Annotated in this window: 13 protein-coding genes; 9 read left to right on the top strand and 4 right to left on the bottom strand. The window is 59.5% G+C overall.

Translation table 11 applies throughout. From position 1 onward, the window contains the following. Positions 1–487: 487 nt before the first annotated feature. From MKS85_RS27130 to MKS85_RS27120, 3 genes are all read right to left on the bottom strand, one after another. Positions 488–883 (bottom strand): DUF6124 family protein, encoded by a 396-nt coding sequence (locus MKS85_RS27130; RefSeq protein ID WP_188251743.1) that lies wholly within the window; start codon positions 881–883, stop codon positions 488–490. A 427-nt stretch (positions 884–1,310) separates the two neighbouring features. Next, positions 1,311–2,072 (bottom strand): slipin family protein, encoded by a 762-nt coding sequence (locus MKS85_RS27125; RefSeq protein WP_047226796.1) that lies wholly within the window; start codon positions 2,070–2,072, stop codon positions 1,311–1,313. 1 nt (position 2,073) lies between these two features. Continuing rightward, positions 2,074–2,598, bottom strand: a complete 525-nt coding sequence (locus MKS85_RS27120) for an NfeD family protein (RefSeq protein ID WP_047226797.1) — start codon at positions 2,596–2,598, stop codon at positions 2,074–2,076. Between the two features lie 144 nt (positions 2,599–2,742). On the opposite strand from MKS85_RS27120, the gene MKS85_RS27115 reads away from it, so the two are divergent. The 6 genes from MKS85_RS27115 to MKS85_RS27090 all read left to right on the top strand — a co-directional run bounded on the left by MKS85_RS27115 (position 2,743) and on the right by MKS85_RS27090 (position 11,676). Next, complete coding sequence (locus tag MKS85_RS27115) at positions 2,743–2,988, top strand: DUF2789 domain-containing protein (RefSeq protein ID WP_076383248.1); 246 nt, start codon at positions 2,743–2,745, stop codon at positions 2,986–2,988. 213 nt (positions 2,989–3,201) lie between these two features. Then, positions 3,202–3,783, top strand: coding sequence for an alpha/beta hydrolase (locus tag MKS85_RS27110; protein WP_310663187.1), 582 nt, complete (start codon positions 3,202–3,204; stop codon positions 3,781–3,783). 46 nt (positions 3,784–3,829) lie between these two features. Beyond that, the gene (locus tag MKS85_RS27105) at positions 3,830–4,753 is read left to right on the top strand and encodes a sigma 54-interacting transcriptional regulator (RefSeq protein WP_076383250.1); all 924 of its coding nucleotides are present in this window, start codon (positions 3,830–3,832) and stop codon (positions 4,751–4,753) included. Between the two features lie 259 nt (positions 4,754–5,012). Continuing rightward, entirely contained in the window at positions 5,013–5,957 is a 945-nt protein-coding gene (locus MKS85_RS27100) for a hypothetical protein (RefSeq protein WP_188251746.1), read from the top strand. A 28-nt stretch (positions 5,958–5,985) separates the two neighbouring features. Beyond that, a complete protein-coding gene (locus MKS85_RS27095; RefSeq protein WP_188251747.1) occupies positions 5,986–10,716 on the top strand; it encodes an RHS repeat-associated core domain-containing protein in 4,731 nt (1,576 codons plus the stop codon). Positions 10,717–10,893: 177 nt separating this feature from the next. Continuing rightward, positions 10,894–11,676, top strand: coding sequence for a MetQ/NlpA family ABC transporter substrate-binding protein (locus MKS85_RS27090; RefSeq protein ID WP_047226803.1), 783 nt, complete (start codon positions 10,894–10,896; stop codon positions 11,674–11,676). Positions 11,677–12,004: 328 nt separating this feature from the next. Here the strand turns inward: MKS85_RS27090 and MKS85_RS27085 are convergent, their stop codons facing one another. Further along, on the bottom strand, positions 12,005–13,165 hold the full coding sequence (locus MKS85_RS27085; RefSeq protein WP_188251748.1) for an AAA family ATPase: 1,161 nt from the start codon (positions 13,163–13,165) through the stop codon (positions 12,005–12,007). Positions 13,166–13,307: 142 nt separating this feature from the next. On the opposite strand from MKS85_RS27085, the gene MKS85_RS27080 reads away from it, so the two are divergent. The 3 genes from MKS85_RS27080 to MKS85_RS27070 are packed head-to-tail and all read left to right on the top strand — an operon-like array spanning position 13,308 to position 18,516. Next, positions 13,308–14,411 (top strand): efflux RND transporter periplasmic adaptor subunit, encoded by a 1,104-nt coding sequence (locus tag MKS85_RS27080; protein WP_188251749.1) that lies wholly within the window; start codon positions 13,308–13,310, stop codon positions 14,409–14,411. Beyond that, the gene (locus MKS85_RS27075; protein WP_107323104.1) at positions 14,408–15,472 is read left to right on the top strand and encodes an efflux RND transporter periplasmic adaptor subunit; all 1,065 of its coding nucleotides are present in this window, start codon (positions 14,408–14,410) and stop codon (positions 15,470–15,472) included. The genes MKS85_RS27080 and MKS85_RS27075 overlap by 4 nt, the downstream gene beginning before the upstream one ends. Further along, on the top strand, positions 15,469–18,516 hold the full coding sequence (locus MKS85_RS27070) for an efflux RND transporter permease subunit (RefSeq protein WP_160894070.1): 3,048 nt from the start codon (positions 15,469–15,471) through the stop codon (positions 18,514–18,516). The genes MKS85_RS27075 and MKS85_RS27070 overlap by 4 nt, the downstream gene beginning before the upstream one ends. The last annotated feature ends 77 nt before the right edge of the window (positions 18,517–18,593 follow it).

The raw sequence follows: 18,593 nt of genomic DNA, 5'->3' as shown, positions 1-18,593 counted from the left end.
GGCTCGGTGTGCCCTCACTCCGGCATTGCTCCGTGGGCCCCCCCCGCAGGGCCATCCAAGGCCCAGCGCGGCTATCCCGGCATCCATGCCGGGCTGCCCACTACGCAATACCAGCGTTCGGCCAGCGTGGTTAACGGGGCCCCTAGATCAAAAGCCGAAACGAGGCGGCCTGACAGCCGGCCTGGCTTTAGCGGGTGTACACCCATCAGACTTGTTTGAGCAGGACCTGTGGGAGCAAAGCTTGCTCGCGAGGCGGCCTTATAGCCGGCCTGGCTCTTGCGGGTGTACTCCAATCCAATTGTGGGAGCGAGCTTGCTCGCGAAGGCGGCCTTATAGCCGACCTGGCTCTTGCGGGTGTACTCCAATCCAATTGTGGGAGCGAGCTTGCTCGCGAAGGCGGCCTGACAGCCGACCTGGTTTCTCCCGGTCGTACTCCAATCCAATTGTGGGAGCGAGGCTGCTCGCGATGGCGTCGGCACAGTTTGCATCAAAGCAAAGCGCTACCCTTGGTCCCAGGCGCCGCCATCTCCTTCGTTTCCAAATGATCCAACGCCCGCTCAACCAACAACTGAACCCCATCGGCCATGCGGCTGATCGCCAGGGCGACGCAGCGGCGTGAGTCATCGACATCGTCAGCCAGGTCGGCGGCGATGGTGCTGATGGACAGCAGGTCTTCGGAGGCATTGGCGAGCAGGGTTTCGGTGTCAATGTGGGGGGCGACGATGAAAAGCTGGTTTTTATCGGGTTCGGGCGGTGAGGAAGGTTGGGGTTTGAGGTAGTAATCGAGGGCGCGGGTGGCGGCGTCTTCGAGCTTTTTTTCTTCGAGGGCTTCGACGCGGGATTTATGGCCGCTTTGCGGCGGATTCGGTGTTGCTTTGAACATAATGATTTCCCTGGAGGTGGAGCCGACACCCATCGATTGCACTTCGAAAAAGGTGGCAGCTGTACGTAGGTGTGCAAGACCGGTCCAGGAACCCGGCAGACCCGAAAGTCTCCCACGCGCAGCCGCCATAACAGTCGGCGAGCATAGAAAAATACTCGGCGAATAGCCATAACGAATGCGTTCCTAGATCGGACTTGCACGTCCGTGTCACCGTTTTTTGCGATGACGGACAAAGGTTAGCGGCGCTCGAGATCGCTGCCTAGTTCATGAACAACGCTGCGTATTGAAGGAAATGTCCGAGGGTTTGGCGGGGGAAAAGATCAAAGGATCGCAGTCTTCGGTAGCTCCTACAGAAGTGGGTGTAGGAGCTACCGAAGACTGCGATCCTTTGATCTTTCGCTTGGAATTCCATGCCCTGCGCAATTGATCAAGACTTGTTGGGCGACAACTCCGCCATCCCCTTGAGCAACTCGATCGGCAGCGGAAAAACGATGGTGGAGGTCTTGTCCCCGGCAATGGAGCCCAGTGTCTGCATGTAGCGCAGTTGCATGGCGCCAGGCTGGCGACCGAGCATTTCGGCGGCTTGCATGAGTTTTTCCGAGGCTTGCAACTCGCCTTCGGCGTGGATCACCTTGGCCCGTCGTTCCCGCTCGGCTTCGGCTTGCCGGGCGATGGCGCGGATCATCGATTCATTGAGATCCACGTGCTTGATTTCCACGTTGGCCACTTTGATACCCCAGGCGTCGGTCTGGGCGTCCAGCACTTGCTGGATGTCGCTGTTCAGTTGCTCGCGCTCGGCCAGCAATTGGTCCAAGTCATGTTTGCCGAGAACGGCGCGCAAGGTGGTCTGGGCCAGTTGGCTGGTCGCCATGAGGAAGTTTTCGACCTGGATAATCGCCTTCTGTGGATCGAGCACGCGAAAGTACAACACCGCGTTGACCTTCACCGAGACGTTGTCGCGGGTGATCACGTCCTGCGCCGGTACGTCGAGGACAATGGTGCGCAAGTCGACGCGGATCATCTGCTGCACCACGGGAATCAGCAGGATCAGCCCGGGCCCTTTGACCTGCCAGAACCGGCCGAGCTGAAAAACCACCCCGCGTTCGTATTCGCGCAGGATCCGGAACGTTGAAGCCGCCAGTGCTATCAATAGCAACAACAGCATCGTGAAACCGATTTGCATACCCATATCAGGCTCCTTGTGAATCAGCGGCGGCCACTTCCAGTAGCAGACCCTTGCGTGCGATGACCCGCACGGCCTGGCCAGGCCGCAGCGGCATCGCGCTTGTCACCTGCCAGCGTTCGCCTTCCAGCTGGATCCAGCCATGATGGTTATTGCCGGCCTGTAACGCTGTCACCGCCGTGACGCTGCCCAACAACGCGGCATCGCCGCTGACGGGTTGGCGCGGTCGGGTTTTCAATGCGCGGACCAGGAGGGCTATCAGCAAAAAGCCACTGATCAGACCCAGGACGATCATCAGTGGGACCGGTATATCGGCGTTGGTCAGGATGATCGCGCCAATGACGCACAGAATGATGCCGCCCAACCCGGCGACTCCGTAGTTGGGCAAGGCGGCCTCGGCGATCAGCAAGGCCACGCCCGCAGCAATCAGCCAGAAACCCAAGGGATTGGCCGTCAGTAGCGCGAGTCCGTCGGCCGCCAATGCGGGCCCGCTCATGGCCAGCAATGCGACCATCAAACAGCGAATGTTCACTGGATCCTCCGCGATGTGATTGGGAACTCTATCTAGAGTCTAGTTCACGCGTGGTTTGATCGAATTTTGATCAGTCTGGCGGTCGTCAAGAGGCTAGACTGCGGGGAGTAACCCAGCCATCCGATCTATGCTCAGGAGTCCCGCATGGAATCCCCGATCCACAGCCTGCCCGCGCTGTTCAAACAATTGGGCCTGTCTGACGACCCCGTTGATATCGACAAATTCATCACGACCCATTCACCCCTCAAGCCTGAACTGCACTTGGCTGACGCGTTTTTCTGGAGCACAAGCCAGCAGCAGTTACTGCGTGAAGAAATCCTCGAGGACGCGGACTGGGCGGAAGTGGTGGACCAGTTGAATGTGTTGCTGCGCAAGGGACGCAACGAGTGACACGGAAGCGGAACCTGTGGGAGCGGGCTTGCTCGCGAATGCGTCGTATCAGCCAGCGTCACCGACAACTGGCCCAGCGCTTTCGCGAGCAAGCCCGCTCCCACAGAGAAAAGTACTTATTCTTAACTGTTATTAATAAATAGCTTCTTATTCCTTAATCAATCTGGCTCACCTCCCTATACTCGCCTGCAACAGACACGCGGGAGAGCACCCATGCGCAACGAATCGATTCGCTACCTAATTGTGCCGGGCTGGCAAGGATCGCCGCAAAACCACTGGCAAACCCATTGGCAGAGCAGCCTGCCCAACAGTGCCCGGGTCGAGCAGGCCGACTGGTTGACCCCCCGGCGTGAAGACTGGGTGGCAGCGCTGGCCGAAGCCATTGCCGCCGACAGCAGGCCGGTGATCCTCATTGCCCATAGCCTGGGTTGCATCACGGTTGCCCATTGGGCGGCCAGCGCGCCGGTGCAGTTTCTGCAGCAGGTGCGCGGGGCGTTACTGGTGGCGCCGGCGGATGTCGAACGGCCGGCCTGCGCGCCTGCGTTGCGCAATTTCGCGCCGATTCCCACCGATCTGCTGCCATTTGCGAGCCAAGTGGTCAGTTCCGACAATGACCCCGCCGTAAGCGTTGAGCGCGCGCTTGAACTGGCGCGTCATTGGGGCGCCGAGGCCGGGATTCTGGCCGGGGCGGCGCATATCAATGTCAAGTCTGGCCATCAGCGTTGGGAGCAGGGTTTCGCCTATCTCTATCGTCTGCAAACCCGCATGGAGCACCACGCCCTGCGTCGCGCCTGAATTTTTTTGCCCTCCCGTCTCCCGGCGGTTGGGGCGGGAGTCTGCCATGAGCCTGCATGAAACACTGGGTCAGCCGTTGCTGACGTTTCCCGACGCACAAAAAAGCCCCCTGAGCATTCGCGCCAAGGCGTTGGTGTTCGTCGACCCGCGTTCGCGGCAACTACGCCACGCATTGGAGCAACTGGCGCCGCGCTCGATCGCGGTACTGATTCGCGGCCAAACCGGTACGGGCAAGGAGTTGCTTGCCCGTTACCTGCATCGTGAAAGCGCTCGCGGTGGGCTGTTCGTTTCGGTCAATTGCGCTGCGATCAGCCCGACTTACGCCGACGCCGAATTGTTCGGTTATGCCGTCGGCAGCCACAACGGCTCGGCCAGTAGCCGCGCCGGCTGGTTCGGCTCGGCCAATGGCGGCACCCTTTATCTGGATGAGATCGGCGATTTACCGCTGCCGATCCAGCTAAAATTGTTGGCGGCTCTGGAGAACCACGAAGTCATCCGCGTCGGCGCCCACCAGCCCAGCCCTGTGGATGTGCGCCTGGTTGCGGCCACCAGCATCGATCTGGCGCAAGCAGTGGCTGCCGGTAAATTCCACCAACGGCTCTATGACTATCTCAGTGAAGGTCAACTCGAGTTGCCGGCTTTGCGCGAGCGGGTGGGCGATATCCTGTCCCTGGCCGAGTACTTCCTGGGCATCTACAGCCAGCGCCTCGGCCTGGCGGTGCCGCTGATCAGCGAAGCCGCGCAGCACGCGCTGGAACGGCACGACTGGCCGGGCAATACCCGCGAGTTGGAGAACGTCATTCATTTTGCGTTGCTGGTGAGCACCGGCGATCAAATATTGCCGGAACATCTCAATTTACCGCATCAACCGACACCCGCAACGGTGATTGAGCAAATGGTTCTTGAGTTGATCAGGCAAGGTGACCGGCAACAACTTGAGCGACTAAAGACGTGGATCGCCGGGATCTGATGCCTGCGTCAATAATGTTACTGAATCATTTGAGCGCTGATGATTTTTATATTGTTGGCGTTGTTGTTGTGCGGATCCCGTAAGTGTTGGGGCTGTTTCATTGTGTGGCCAGTTATAAGTTGTCATTCAAATAATTTGTCTGGGTTTTGATCTTGATTGATGGCGCCGTGGTGATGGTTAATTAAATGGCGCAAGCAATGTGGCTGCCAAACTGGAAGGCTGCCACTTATCAATCAAGTAACGGACTAAGGATTTGAAAATGGAACTTAATAATAATGAGCCTGGTGTGGCGACCTGGTCTGACCTGAAGACCTTTAAGATTTTTTCAGTCTCGGGCGGTAATCAGTTGTACCGCAACGGTTATCAGCAATTGAAGGTTAAAGTGGTTGTCGAGGTCGAAGACTGGCTCTGGGGCAGTGTCGCTCTAAGCCAGTCCGAGCTGGACTCCATTGTTCTGGTCGATGCATTGACCGGATTGGCATTGACCAAAGACCGGCACCGCGAAGACATCAAAGACTGGAGGTACACCGAGCGGGAGGACAGCCGTTTTCGCCAGCTTCCTCCGAATGGCCCTATCCAAGGCTCGGTGCCGTCGGGTGAGTTTGTTTACACCAAAGATTTTTATGTCACGACCCGTTCCGACACACCGATAGATTTACAGCTGTGCATCACGCGGGCCGATGGCAAAAAATTTCTATCTTCCAAGGCCAGCGAGTTTGGCTCTCTGGTATTGATTCCACTGGCGCCCGCTGTTTACCGAAGTGAGCAGTACTCTGTTCGCGCCATCCCCGCCTACTATTCCAGCCAATCGCCTGATATCGCGAAAGTCGAGGGTTTTGTCCTGGAGTTGATCGTTGACCAGCAGCGAATGGAATTTGTGGCGGACTTTTTTATGAGGACGCATCTTCAGATAGGAAGCTCGGACAATCGATACTCGGGTTATTACGTGGTGGGCTATGGCGCTGGTCGCGCAATACGAACGTCAGCCTATTTGAGTTGGGAACGGCCGGATGCGGTAGGAAGGAATTTAAGCGAAAAGGGCGCGGTTGCATTCGTTCTGGCGTTCGGAAAAAAGGGTGGGCCGGTGTGGGTCCGAGAGAATAGAAACAGTGCTGCACTGGAAATGCGTGATGTATTTGGAAATTTCCATCAACTGCGCGTCGGGATAACTGAAGAGACGTTGGCGGTCTGGGTCGCCCGGTAAATCAGAAACCATGTTCAAGGAAGAATAGATGAGTCGCTCAGTTTCATTCAAAGAGCAGTTAACTTCGGCTGCCTTCAGGTTTGATAGTTTCATTCGTTCGGGTGTTGATCCTCGTACCGGTAGTTATAGTTGCAGCGTGGCGCTGGATGCAGCGCCCACTGACGCAGCCGGCGGGTCGAAGCTACCGCTTACCCTTTCATATGATTCCTTCAATAATCAAAACATGGGTTTAGGCACCGGCTGGTCCCTGCGCACCTGCAGCTATGAGCAACGCCGACGCAAGCTGACACTGTCGAACGGCGTGACCTATCAGCTTCTGGTCAGCGAAGGCCAGGCCACGTTCAAGGATAAAAAGCTCGATAACCTGAACGTTACGGTGCAAGGCGATGAACTTGTCATTGAGCATATCGATGGGCGGACCGAAATACTCTCGCGCCCCTCTGCAACGGCTGACGAGTGGCTGCTGACGCATGCGTATTGCCCCAATGGCACGCAAACGCGCTATGCCTACAGGCTCATTTCCGGACAGCGACGGCTGACGGAGGTTTATCACCAACATCACCGCCTGTTGAGTATCGACTATGCCCAGAACGGAGGAACGCCACCGACCATTACCTTGTGGCCGGATATGCCTTCAAAAAGACTCCAATACCGGTTCGCGCTCAACAATGAACTACTCCAGCGCATCATTCTGGTCACGGCCGAAAATAATCAGTTGATGTGGTCCTTTGGTTATCGGCGAATCAATGGTTTTTTGCTGATGACCAACGTCCAACAGCCAAGCGGCGCGCAGGAAACGCTCAGTTACAGGCCTGAGGGACATCGCTTGCCTACGGGGGCGCCGGTCTCTTCGTTGCCGGTTGTCGTCCAGTCGGTCATGTCCCCCGGCGGGGGGCAGCCGGCCATGATGAGCAAATATGAATACTCGCGCAGAAACTTTCTCGGGTTCGATTCGCGCGCGTTCTGGACCGCTGACAGTGACGTGCTTTATGGCTTGAGCGGGCAGTACGAGTACGCTTGCACCCAGATACAGATCGCCCTTGATGAAGGTGGTCAGCGTGAGGCGTCTCGCGTCACGCGTACCTACAACCGCTTTCATTCGATGATTTCGCAAAGAACGATCAGTGGCGGCAAGATGCAACTGCGGGAGATCGAATACCACGATGTCCCCAATAGGGCTTTCGAGGATCAGCCCCCACAGTTCCAGATGCAACGCGTGGTGCGCGACAGCTTCTTTGACAGCAGCGATGCCGCGGATGCGGGGCGCAGCAGAATCAGAAGCGAGGTCACCCGCACGTCCTATGATGAACATGGGAATCTGCTGGAAAAGACCAGTCCGAGCGGAGTGCGTGAAGTCTATGAATACTTCCCCGCACAAGGGGATGCTGACTGTCCTGCCAGTCCATTGGGCGTGCCGTCCTTGCTCAAACAGAAGTCGATTTTCGCTTCCCCTGACTTCGCTGCCGCGCCTACAACGGTGGTCCGTTACACCTACGCTGAGCTGCCTTCGTTACGTCCCGGTGGCGGCCGTTGTGTGCAGCTCGCCAGTGAAACACTGTACGAAGACGGCGTCAGCGAGCCACGGGTGGACTGTCGATTAAAGTACGTCAATGACGTCAATGACGTCTTCCATGCGAGGCTGCAAAGCAAGGTTGAAACGGTAGGCGGTGTGCGGACTGAATACCATTATGCCTACCAGCGTGAAAACGGGCATGTCCGCACCGACCAGACCTTTAGCGCCGAAGGCGTGAGGCACTTGCGACAGAGCTGGCATGACGAGTGTGACTGGCTGATCAAGACCCGTGAATCCGGGGGCAGCAGCGTCAGCATGGAATACGATTCGCTGGGGCAACTGATCCGTGAAACGGTGATGCCAGGCACCGACAGCGCAGCGTCGCGTCAATTCACCTATCAACCGTTCACACCCGAAGATCCGTTTGTCACGGTCATTGTCACGGATTCGCGGGGTGTCCAGACAGCGACCCGCAGTGACGGCGTCGGCCGCACCATCAGCGTCCAGAAGCAGGATGTCGATATGCCTGGCGCGCCCATGCGCCTGATCTATCAGGCCGAATACGACAGCCTCGGGCGCCTGAAGGCGGATGAAGAAACCGACTGGTTCGAGGGCCAGGCGAAATCACTGAAGACCCTGTACGAGTATGACCCGTGGGGACATCAGAGCCGCGTCCGTCGCCGTGGACAGGTGATCGTGCATGATGAGGTCGACCCGGTAGCGCTCACTCGCACACAGTGGGTGGAAGGCGCCGGCAAGACGCGTACGTTCACGAACGTTTTTGGCAAACCGTCGCGCATCGAACGGGTGGACCTGTCAGGCGTTGTTCGAGAGGTCACCGCCTACGAATACGATGGGCTGGGACGGTGCATCAGGCAAAGGGCTTCTGACGGGGCGGTGACTCGCTACAGCTACGATCTGGCGGGGAGGGTCCTGAGTACGGTTTTGCCCGACGGTACGGTCATCAAGAAGCAGTACGCGGTACACAGCCAGGGTGACCATCCCACGCAAATCAGCGCCAATGACTACGTGGTGGGTAGCCGAACCTACGATGGGCTGATGCGTATTACGCTCAATCGCTCAGGTGGTCGCACTGAACGATTGGTCTATGAAGGCTCCAGCAGGAACGCTTCACAGAGGATCACTGCGGCCGGCAAAGTCCTGCGGTTCACCCTTGATCCGTTGCTCGATGATTGTGTCACCGAGCGCGCAGGCAGCCAGGCGCCGGTTTCGACAAGGCATCGTTTTGATCCGCGCACCGGCCTGCTCCAGGAGTCGGCCAACGCGCTGGTGCAGCGACGCATGGAATATTCTGCGTCCGGTCGGCTCAAGCAGGAAAAATGGGTAACCGCGCTCGACCGGTTCGAAAGTTCGCAAACCCACTCGTTGATGGGAAAGCCGATTTGCCATACAGACGTCAACGGCGCGGATCGCACCTGTCTTTATGACGAAACGGGACGGTTGTCGTGCATCACCCAAGGCCGAGTCCGCGTCGCCTACTCGTACAACGCTCAAGAGCACCTCAGTTGTATCACCGTCACCGACGCTCAATCGGGCCTGTCGATGGTCACCGACCTGGTGTACGACGAGTTTGGCCGCGAGGTTCTTCGACGTTCCTCCTCCCAGGAAAAAGACGTCCTGGAGTTGGCCCAGTCGTTCGGCCCCGGCGATAAGCTCAGCCAGCGCACGCTCAAGGTCGGGAACGTCCTCCTGCGCCTGGAATCGTTCACCTATGATCTGCGTGGCCGCTTGGAGCGTTACGCCTGCAAGGGTGAGCAGGCGCCCGTGGATACGCAGGGAAAAGTTATCGTTTCCCAGGATTTCACTTACGACTATCTCGATAACATTCGTCAGGTCACCACCCGTTTCGTCGGTGGCGAGAACGTTGCGAACTATCGGTATGACCTGGCTGACAAAACGCAACTCAGTGCCGTCATCCACAGTCATCCCGACTATGTGGCGGGCAATACAACCTTCAGTTATGACGCGGACGGCAATCTGCTCAACGATGGGCAAGGGCGCAGGCTGCTGTATGACGAGTTGGGCCGCCTGGAAAGCGTGACGTCGGCGGACTCCAGATCGACGTTGGCCCGCTATCGGTATGACGCCTCGGATTGGCTCCATGCCTTTGAGCTGACGGGGGAGAAGGCATACCGGCGTTTCCACCATCAAGAGCAGTTGTGCAGCGAAGTGGCGGGTGACGAGAGGCGCAGCATCGTGCGCGAAGGGCGGCAGTTGCTGGCCCTGTTGCAAGGCCAGGAGACGGCGCTGTTTTGCACCGACGCTTATGGCAACGTCCTGCAGGCACTTTCCGGTGCAGACACCACCACGCAGGCTTATTCACCTTATGGGCAACGCCCGGTGTCCGACGGGTTGGGTAGCCTGTTCGGTTTCAATGGCGAGCCGCTGGACCCCGTGACGGGATGTTACCTGCTGGGTAATGGCTACCGGGCTTACGATCCGGTACTGATGCGATTCCACCGGCCCGACAGTTGGAGCCCGTTCGATGGCGGTGGCCTCAATCCTTATGCCTATTGTCTGGGAGACCCGATCAATCTCAGTGATCCGACAGGCCATATTTCTGCCTGGGGTTGGGTCAAGATAGGTCTTACGGCTGCTTTTGCTGTGGCTTCCGTCGCATTGACCCTTGCGACCCTTGGCGCATCCGCACCTTTGGTCGGGGTGTCATTTTCGGCCGCGACGGCGTTGACGCTGGAAGTGGTGTCAGGCGCGGCATCGATTGCATCGGTGGTGTTGACGGAGGCAGCCCCGGATGCCGTCGCCACGCAGATTCTCAGTTACACCAGTATTGCGCTGGGTGTTGTGTCCGGCGGGGCTTCCCTGGCGGGCAAGGTATTGGGCAAAGGCACAAGCGTGGCGTTGCAGAAAACCGTAGAGGCACTCGGTGATACCGTGACATTGAATCGTGGCAATGCCTTGCGTGCGGTACGTGTTGGTGAATATGCCAAGGCCGCGAGCCGTCTGGTTCCTGAAGGCGGTCGGCGTAACTTCATCGCTGTGCAAAACGACCTGAGGAATGTACTGACAGCCAAGGATGTGGTCGGTTATGTCAAATATCCGGTTGACGGCGTCAGGTACACGATCGATAGAGATCGGTACATCGAAAAAGCCAAAGAGTATCTCCAGCGCGCGGACGATTTTTTCGGCAGCCAGTCGCTTGGGCAGGCACAGGACGAAATCTATGGTGACGTCAGGAAGCGAAGCGCCGATATCCGATTTGCCTGACGAGGAAATTACGCCTGCTCATTTATGGATTTTGGGTATAAGCACCTCAATAAAAGATATTGTTAAGGCATAAAAAATATCGGTATCGTCCACATCACGCCAGCGATAGCACTTCGCTGGCACTTCCATTGTTTGACCGTGGTCCATGACGACGGTGATCTTCGATAAGGACACTGCATGAAAAAGGTTCTGTTATTCACCGCGTTGGCAGCAGCCCTGACCTCGGGTCTGGCCCAGGCGGCGGAGAAACTGGTCGTGGCGGCCACCCCGGTGCCCCACGCTGAAATCCTTGAGCTGATCAAGCCGGCCCTGGCCAAAGAAGGCGTGGACCTGCAAATCAAGGTGTTCACCGACTACGTTCAACCCAACGTACAGGTTGATCAGAAGCGCCTGGACGCCAACTACTTCCAGACCCTGCCGTATCTCAAGAGCTTCAACGAAGGCAAAGGCACCGATCTGGTGACCGTGATCGGCGTGCATGTGGAACCGTTCGGTGGTTACTCGAAGAAAGTCAAAAGCCTGGCCGAACTCAAGGACGGCGCGACCATCGCCATCCCCAACGAAGGCAGCAACAGTGGTCGCGCCCTGATCCTGTTGCAGAAGGCGGGCCTGATCGAGCTCAAGGACCCGAAAAACGCCCTGGCCACGCCCAAGGACATCGCCAAGAACCCGAAAAACTTTCAGTTCAAGGAGCTGGAATCGGCCATGCTGCCGCGTGTGCTGGATCAGGTCGACCTGGACATGATCAACACCAACTACGCCCTGGAAGCGGGTCTTAACCCGGCCAAGGATGCGCTGGTGATCGAAGGTTCGGATTCGCCCTACGTGAACTTCCTGGTGGCCCGCCCGGACAACAAGGACAGCCCGGCCATGCAGAAACTGGCCAAGGCCCTGACCAGCCCGGAAGTGAAGGCATTTATCGAGAAGAAATACAGCGGCGCGGTACTGCCGGCGTTCTGATCGAACAGCAAGGATTTGAAGTTTCAACGCCGACGGCTTTGCCAGCGTCGGCGTTTTTTTGTGCCGACGCTCAGAACCCGTCTTGATCGATGTAGCTATGCAGGCGGCTTTTTTAATGCGCGGCGCAGGGCCACGAGCAGTTTGACGATGTCGCGTGGGTCGAGGTGTTGCGGGGCTTTCACGTCAGCCATTGTGATCTTCCTTGTGATGGGGGCCAGGCAGTCTGGCCATAAGCTGCGGTTCCTTGGAGAGGTCCGTCGAGAAATAGACCCGTCCTACAGCCAGTGGAAAAATAGCCTTCTTACTTGGCCCCTGCAAATACCGTCGATCAATCCGGCCAGCTCCAGGCCGGCGCATCCAGTATTCCCTGGCCGACGATCCCGGTCTGGCCCAGATCTTTCTCCAGCACGATGCAATTGCAGTCGCCGTCCTGCTGCAAGGCGGTGATCAAGCGCCGGGCGTGGGAAACCACCCAGACCTGACAGTGCGCTGAAGCGCGGATGATCAACCGTGCCAGGGCTGGCAACAGGTCCGGGTGCAGGCTGGTTTCCGGTTCGTTGAGCACCATCAGCGAGGGTGGGCGCGGGGTGAGCAGTGCGGCTATCAGCAGCAGATAGCGCAGGGTCCCGTCGGAAAGTTCGGCAGCCGACAGCGGGCGCAGCAAGCCATGCTGATGAAACTCGATGCCGAAACGCCCGCCTTGCAGTTTCTCGATATGCAGCCGGGCACCGGGGAATGCGTCGCTGATGGACGAGTGCAGGGCTTGATCGTCGCCGATCTCAAGAATGGTTTGCAGGGCAGCGGCCAGGTCACGCCCGTCGTGGTGCAGCACCGGCGTGCGGGTGCCCAGTTGCGGCTGGCGCGCCGGGGCGTCGGCGTCGCTGCGAAAGTGGTCATAGAAGCGCCAGCGACGAATGAACTCGCGCATCTGCAGCACCTCCGGTGAGGTGCGCAGGCTGCCGACCTGGTCGAACAAACTGTCAAAGGTGGGCGTGTACTGAGCCAGGACGTCCCAGGTGCGACCGTCCCGGGCACGGATCATGGGCCCGTTGCGATCCACCAGCATGCTGGCGGGACGAAACACCGGGCCGGCCCAGATGCATTCGCGCTTGATTTCAGGGTCCAGCGAAAACGCGGACAAACTCGGTTCCGGCAGGCCGAGGGAAATCGAATAGCTGAAATCTTCCCCGGCAAAACCCAGGCGCAGACGTTTCGTGCTGAGCCGCACCGTAGCTCCGATGGGCACCTCGCCGTTGCGCATACGCCGGCTGATCACTTCCGGCCCGGCCCAGAAGGTCGAGTCCAGCCCGCCTTCGCGGGCCAGGGCGTTGACCACGCCACCCTGGGCGGTCTCCGCCAACAGGCGCAGGGCACGATACAGATTGGATTTGCCACTGCCGTTGGGGCCGGTGATCAGGTTCAGCCGGCCCAGGGGGATCACCAGTTTGTTGATCGAGCGGTAGTTGGCCACCGCCAGTGTCTTGAGCATGTGCAAATTTTTCCCGCTGCCGCAAAGGCACTAGTCTGCCTGATGGGTGTATCCATTGTGATCCTGTGGCAGGTGTTGAACCCTGTTCTAAGCTCACAGTCGTATCGTCACTGGTACGTCCGTACAACGCAAAGGAGTCTGCATGGCTGGTCCTCGAAGTAAAGTTCTGGTTGGCCTTGGCTTGTGTGTGGTGTTGGCCGGATGCGGTGATGAAAAAACCGAGGAAAAGGCCCTGCCGAGGGTTTTCGTGCAACAGGCCGTGCCCACCGAATATGCCGCCTCGGTGACCCTCACCGGTGACGTCCAGGCTCGGGTGCAGACCGATCTGTCGTTCCGCGTGGCCGGCAAGATCGTCGAGCGCAAGGTGGATGTCGGTGACCGGGTTTCGGCTCGACAGGTGCTCGCCCGGCTCGACCCCCAGGATCTGCAGACTCGTGTCCACTCCGCCCAGGCTCAGGTGGCTGCCGAACAGGCGCGGGTCAAGCAAAGTGCGGCGGCGTTTGTGCGCCAGCAAAAACTTTTGCCCAAGGGTTATACCAGCCAGAGCGAATATGACACGGCCCAGGCGCAACTGCGCAGCAGCCAGAGTGCGCTGACCGCTGCCCAGGCCCAGTTGGCCAACGCCCGCGAACAACTGAGCTATACCGCGCTGATCGCCGAGGCTCCGGGCATCATCACGGCACGGCAGGCGGAGGTCGGCCAGGTGGTGCAGGCCACGGAACCGATCTTCAGCCTGGCCCAGGACGGAGAGCGCGACGCCGTGTTCAATATCTACGAGTCACTGTTGCGCGAACCGCCCTCGGATCCCGCCATCGTCATCAGCCTGCTGGACAACCCGGCCATCAAGACCACCGGTACGGTGCGCGAGATCACCCCGGCGGTTTCCGCTGAAACCGGCACCGTGCAGGTCAAGGTGACGCTCAGTGAGTTACCCGAAGGCATGCGCCTGGGTTCGGTGGTCAGTGCCACCGCCAAGTCTGCCGGCAAGACCGCCGTGGAACTGCCCTGGTCGGCGCTGACCAAGAACCTTCACGATCCAGCGGTGTGGCTGGTGGACGATGCAGGCAAGGCGCAGTTGCACAATGTCACCGTCGGCCGGTATCTCACCGGTAAGGTCATCATCAGCGACGGGCTCAAGGGGGGTGAGACAGTGGTCACTGCAGGTGGGCAATTGCTGCATCCCGGCGTGCGCGTAGAGATCGCTGAAAATACCCATGAGAAATCCCCGACGGGAGTCCAGCCATGAAGCGTTTATGGATGGTCTCGGCTGGCCTGTTGCTGGCGGCGTGCTCGAAGGAAGAGCCGCCACCTGAGCCGGTGCGCCCGGTGTTGTCCATCGAGGTTCGCGCGCTCGACCAGCAAGCCCTTGGGCGCTTCGCGGGCAGCATCCAGGCCCGTTACGAGACCAATGTGGGGTTCCGCGTGCCGGGACGGATCGCCAGCCGCAACGTCGATGTCGGCGCCGAAGTGAAGAAGGGTGATTTGCTCGCTACCCTCGACCCCACCGATCAACAGAACCAGTTGCGCGCCGCCCAGGGCGACCTGGCGCGGATCGAGGCGCAGTACATCAACGCCCAGGCCAATGCCCGTCGCCAGCAGCAGTTGTTCGACCGTGGTGTCGGCGCCCAGGCGCAACTGGACATTGCCCAGACCGACCTGAAAACCACCGCGGCCTCCCTGGAACAGGCCCGTGCATCGGTGGAGCAGGCTCGCGACCAACTCAACTACAGCCAGTTGCACACCGACCACGATGCCGTCGTCACGGCCTGGAATGCCGAGGCCGGGCAGGTGGTCACTGCCGGCCAGCAAGTGGTGACCCTGGCGCGCCCGGACATCAAGGAAGCGGTGATCGACCTGCCGGCCGGCCTGGCTGAGCGCCTGCCCGCCGATGTCGTGTTCGAGGTTGCCGGGGAACTGGACCCGAGCATCCGCACGACCGCCACCGTGCGCGAGATCGAACCCCAGGCCCAAAGCGCCACCCGCACGCGCCGCGCACGGCTGACCCTGGGCGATACACCGCCAGGCTTTCGCCTGGGCACGGCCATCAGCGTGACCCTGAGCTCAACCATCGAGCCGCGCATCGAGCTGCCGCTCAGTGCCTTGCAAGAGGTTGATGGCACAACGCGGATCTGGCTTGTCGATCCGCAGAGTCAGACCGTTTCCCCCCGAGAGGTGAGGATTCTCAGCCGCTCCACCGACTCGGTGCTGGTGGCCAATGGCATCAAGCCCGGCGACCGTGTGGTCAGCGCCGGTGTGAACAGCCTCCAGCCGGGGCAGAAAGTGAAACTCGACGAGGACGCACGATGAAAGGGCCTTTCAACTTATCCGAATGGGCCCTGCGGCATCAGTCGTTTGTTTGGTACTTAATGTTCGTCGCCCTGTTGATGGGGGTGTTTTCCTACATGAACCTGGGGCGCGAAGAAGACCCCTCGTTCACCATCAAGACCATGGTCATCCAGACTCGTTGGCCTGGCGCGACCCAGGAGGAAACCCTCAAGCAGGTCACCGACCGCATCGAGAAAAAACTCGAAGAGCTCGACTCTCTCGACTATGTCAAAAGCTATACCCGACCAGGGGAGTCGACGGTGTTCGTGTACCTGCGCGATACCACCGACGCCGAGGAAATCCCCGGGATCTGGTATCAGGTTCGCAAGAAGATCGACGACATCCGTGGTGACTTCCCCCAGGGCCTGCAGGGCCCGGGATTCAACGACGAATTCGGCGATGTGTACGGGTCGGTCTATGCCTTCACCGGCGACGGGCTTTCGATGCGTCAGTTGCGCGATTATGTGGAGCAAGTGCGCGCCGAAATCCGTGAGGTACCGGGCCTGGGCAAGGTCGAGATGGTGGGCGAGCAGGATGAAGTCCTGTACCTGAATTTTTCGACCCGCAAGCTCGCCGCGCTGGGTATTGATCAGCGCCAGGTGGTGCAGAGCCTGCAATCCCAGAACGCTGTGACTCCCGCCGGGGTGATCGACGCCGGGCCGGAGCGGATTTCCGTACGCACTTCCGGGCAGTTCCAGTCGGAAAAGGACCTGGCCAACGTCAATCTGCGGCTCAATGATCGTTTTTATCGCCTGGCCGACATCGCTGACATCAGTCGCGGTTATGTCGACCCCGCGACCCCAATGTTTCGCTTCAATGGCACGCCGGCCATTGGCCTGGCGATTGCGATGAAGAAGGGCGGCAACATCCAGGAATTCGGCAAGGCACTGCACGCGCGCATGAACGAACTGACCGCCGATCTGCCAGTGGGCGTCGACGTGCATACCGTGTCGGACCAGGCCGAAGTGGTGGAGGAAGCGGTCGGCGGTTTCACCAGCGCGTTGTTCGAGGCGGTGATTATCGTGCTGGTGGTCAGCTTTATCAGCCTTGGCTTACGGGCCGGGCTGGTGGTGGCCTGCTCGATTCCGCTGGTATTGGCGATGGTCTTTGTGTTCATGGAATACAGCGGCATCACCATGCAGCGGATTTCCCTTGGTGCGCTGATCATCGCCCTCGGTCTGCTGGTGGACGACGCGATGATCACCGTGGAAATGATGGTCACGCGCCTGGAGAAAGGTGAAACCAAGGAGCAGGCCGCGACCTTCGCCTACACCTCAACGGCCTTCCCGATGCTCACCGGGACCCTGGTGACCGTGGCCGGGTTCGTGCCCATCGGCCTGAACGCCAGCTCCGCCGGCGAGTACACCTTTACCCTGTTTGCAGTCATTGCCGTGGCGATGCTGGTGTCGTGGATCGTCGCGGTGCTGTTCGCCCCGGTGATCGGCGTGCACATCCTCAGTACCCATGTGAAACCCCACAGCAACGAGCCAGGACGGATCGGCCGGGCATTCAATGGCGGCTTGCTGTGGGCGATGCGCAATCGCTGGTGGGCCATCGGCATCACCGTGCTGCTGTTTGCGTTGTCGGTGTTTTGCATGCGTTTTGTGCAGAACCAGTTCTTCCCGTCTTCGGACCGCCCAGAGATCCTGGTGGACTTGAACCTGCCGCAGAACGCTTCGATGGACGAGACCCGCAAGGCGGTCGATCGCCTGGAGGCGACGCTCAAGGGCGACCCGGACATCGAGCGCTGGAGCACCTACATCGGTGAGGGCGCGATTCGTTTCTACCTGCCGCTGGACCAGCAGTTGCAGAATCCGTACTACGCGCAACTGGTGATCGTCAGCAAAGGCCTGGAATCGCGCACGGCCCTCACCGAACGCCTGCAAAAGCGTCTGCGCGAGGACTTCGTCGGCATTGGCAGCTACGTGCAGGCCCTGGAAATGGGCCCGCCGGTGGGGCGGCCGATCCAGTACCGGGTCAGCGGCAAGGACATCGACCAGGTGCGCAAGCACGCCATCGAACTTGCCAGCGAACTGGACAAGAACACCCACATCGGCGAAATCATTTATGACTGGAACGAGCCGGGCAAGGTGCTGCGTATCGACATTGCCCAAGACCGGGCGCGGCAACTGGGCTTGTCTTCGGAGGACGTGGCCAGGCTGATGAACAGTATCGTCAGCGGTTCGCCGGTGACCCAGGTCAATGACGACATCTACCTGATCAACGTGGTCGGTCGTGCCGAAGACGCCGAGCGCGGTTCGCCGCAGACCCTGCAGAACTTGCAGATCGTCACGCCGAGCGGCACCTCCATTCCGCTGCTGGCGTTCGCCACAGTGCGCTATGAACTGGAACAACCCCTGGTGTGGCGTCGCGACCGCAAGCCCACCATTACCATCAAGGCCGCGGTGCGCGATGAAATCCAGCCCACCGATCTGGTGAAGCAACTGCAACCGGCCATCGATCAATTCGCTGCCGGTCTGCCGGCGGGCTACAAGGTCGCCACCGGGGGGACGGTGGAAGAAAGCAGCAAAGCCCAAGGGCCGATCGCCAGCGTCGTGCCGCTGATGCTGTTTTTGATGGCGACCTTCCTGATGATCCAGCTGCACAGTGTGCAGAAGATGTTCCTGGTGGCCAGCGTCGCGCCCCTTGGGTTGATCGGCGTGGTGCTGGCGCTGGTGCCGACGGGCACGCCCATGGGTTTTGTGGCGATCCTCGGGATACTGGCACTGATCGGCATCATCATCCGCAACTCGGTGATCCTGGTGACCCAGATCGATGAGTATGAACGTGACGGGTACGAGCCCTGGGATGCGGTGGTGCAAGCCACCGAACATCGGCGTCGGCCGATTCTGCTCACCGCGGCCGCCGCGAGCCTGGGGATGATCCCGATTGCCCGGGAAGTGTTCTGGGGGCCGATGGCCTACGCGATGATCGGCGGGATCATCATCGCCACCCTGCTGACGTTGTTGTTCCTGCCGGCGCTGTATGTGGCCTGGTACAAGATTCGCGAGCCCAAGCGCGACTGAACAGGCGTTGAATCATTGGGGCTGCGGTGCAGCCCCATCGCGAGCAGGCTGAACTGGCCTAATGATTTTGGACACTT

Source organism: Pseudomonas sp. JL2 (genome assembly GCF_031570495.1).
Classification (GTDB): domain Bacteria; phylum Pseudomonadota; class Gammaproteobacteria; order Pseudomonadales; family Pseudomonadaceae; genus Aquipseudomonas; species Aquipseudomonas rhizophila.
Note: the sequence above shows the minus strand (reverse complement) of the source record. Positions and strands in the feature narration are given on the sequence as shown.

Excerpts from the sequence above, each read along its gene's own strand:
- MKS85_RS27125 (WP_047226796.1), bottom strand. The coding sequence starts at position 2,072 with ATGGGTATGCAAATCGGTTTCACGATGCTGTTGTTGCTATTGATAGCA.
- MKS85_RS27070 (WP_160894070.1), top strand. The coding sequence starts at position 15,469 with ATGAAAGGGCCTTTCAACTTATCCGAATGGGCCCTGCGGCATCAGTCG.
- MKS85_RS27090 (WP_047226803.1), top strand. The coding sequence starts at position 10,894 with ATGAAAAAGGTTCTGTTATTCACCGCGTTGGCAGCAGCCCTGACCTCG.
- MKS85_RS27075 (WP_107323104.1), top strand. The coding sequence starts at position 14,408 with ATGAAGCGTTTATGGATGGTCTCGGCTGGCCTGTTGCTGGCGGCGTGC.
- MKS85_RS27080 (WP_188251749.1), top strand. The coding sequence starts at position 13,308 with ATGGCTGGTCCTCGAAGTAAAGTTCTGGTTGGCCTTGGCTTGTGTGTG.
- MKS85_RS27085 (WP_188251748.1), bottom strand. The coding sequence starts at position 13,165 with ATGCTCAAGACACTGGCGGTGGCCAACTACCGCTCGATCAACAAACTG.
- MKS85_RS27110 (WP_310663187.1), top strand. The coding sequence starts at position 3,202 with ATGCGCAACGAATCGATTCGCTACCTAATTGTGCCGGGCTGGCAAGGA.
- MKS85_RS27100 (WP_188251746.1), top strand. The coding sequence starts at position 5,013 with ATGGAACTTAATAATAATGAGCCTGGTGTGGCGACCTGGTCTGACCTG.
- MKS85_RS27095 (WP_188251747.1), top strand. The coding sequence starts at position 5,986 with ATGAGTCGCTCAGTTTCATTCAAAGAGCAGTTAACTTCGGCTGCCTTC.
- MKS85_RS27105 (WP_076383250.1), top strand. The coding sequence starts at position 3,830 with ATGAGCCTGCATGAAACACTGGGTCAGCCGTTGCTGACGTTTCCCGAC.
- MKS85_RS27130 (WP_188251743.1), bottom strand. The coding sequence starts at position 883 with ATGTTCAAAGCAACACCGAATCCGCCGCAAAGCGGCCATAAATCCCGC.
- MKS85_RS27115 (WP_076383248.1), top strand. The coding sequence starts at position 2,743 with ATGGAATCCCCGATCCACAGCCTGCCCGCGCTGTTCAAACAATTGGGC.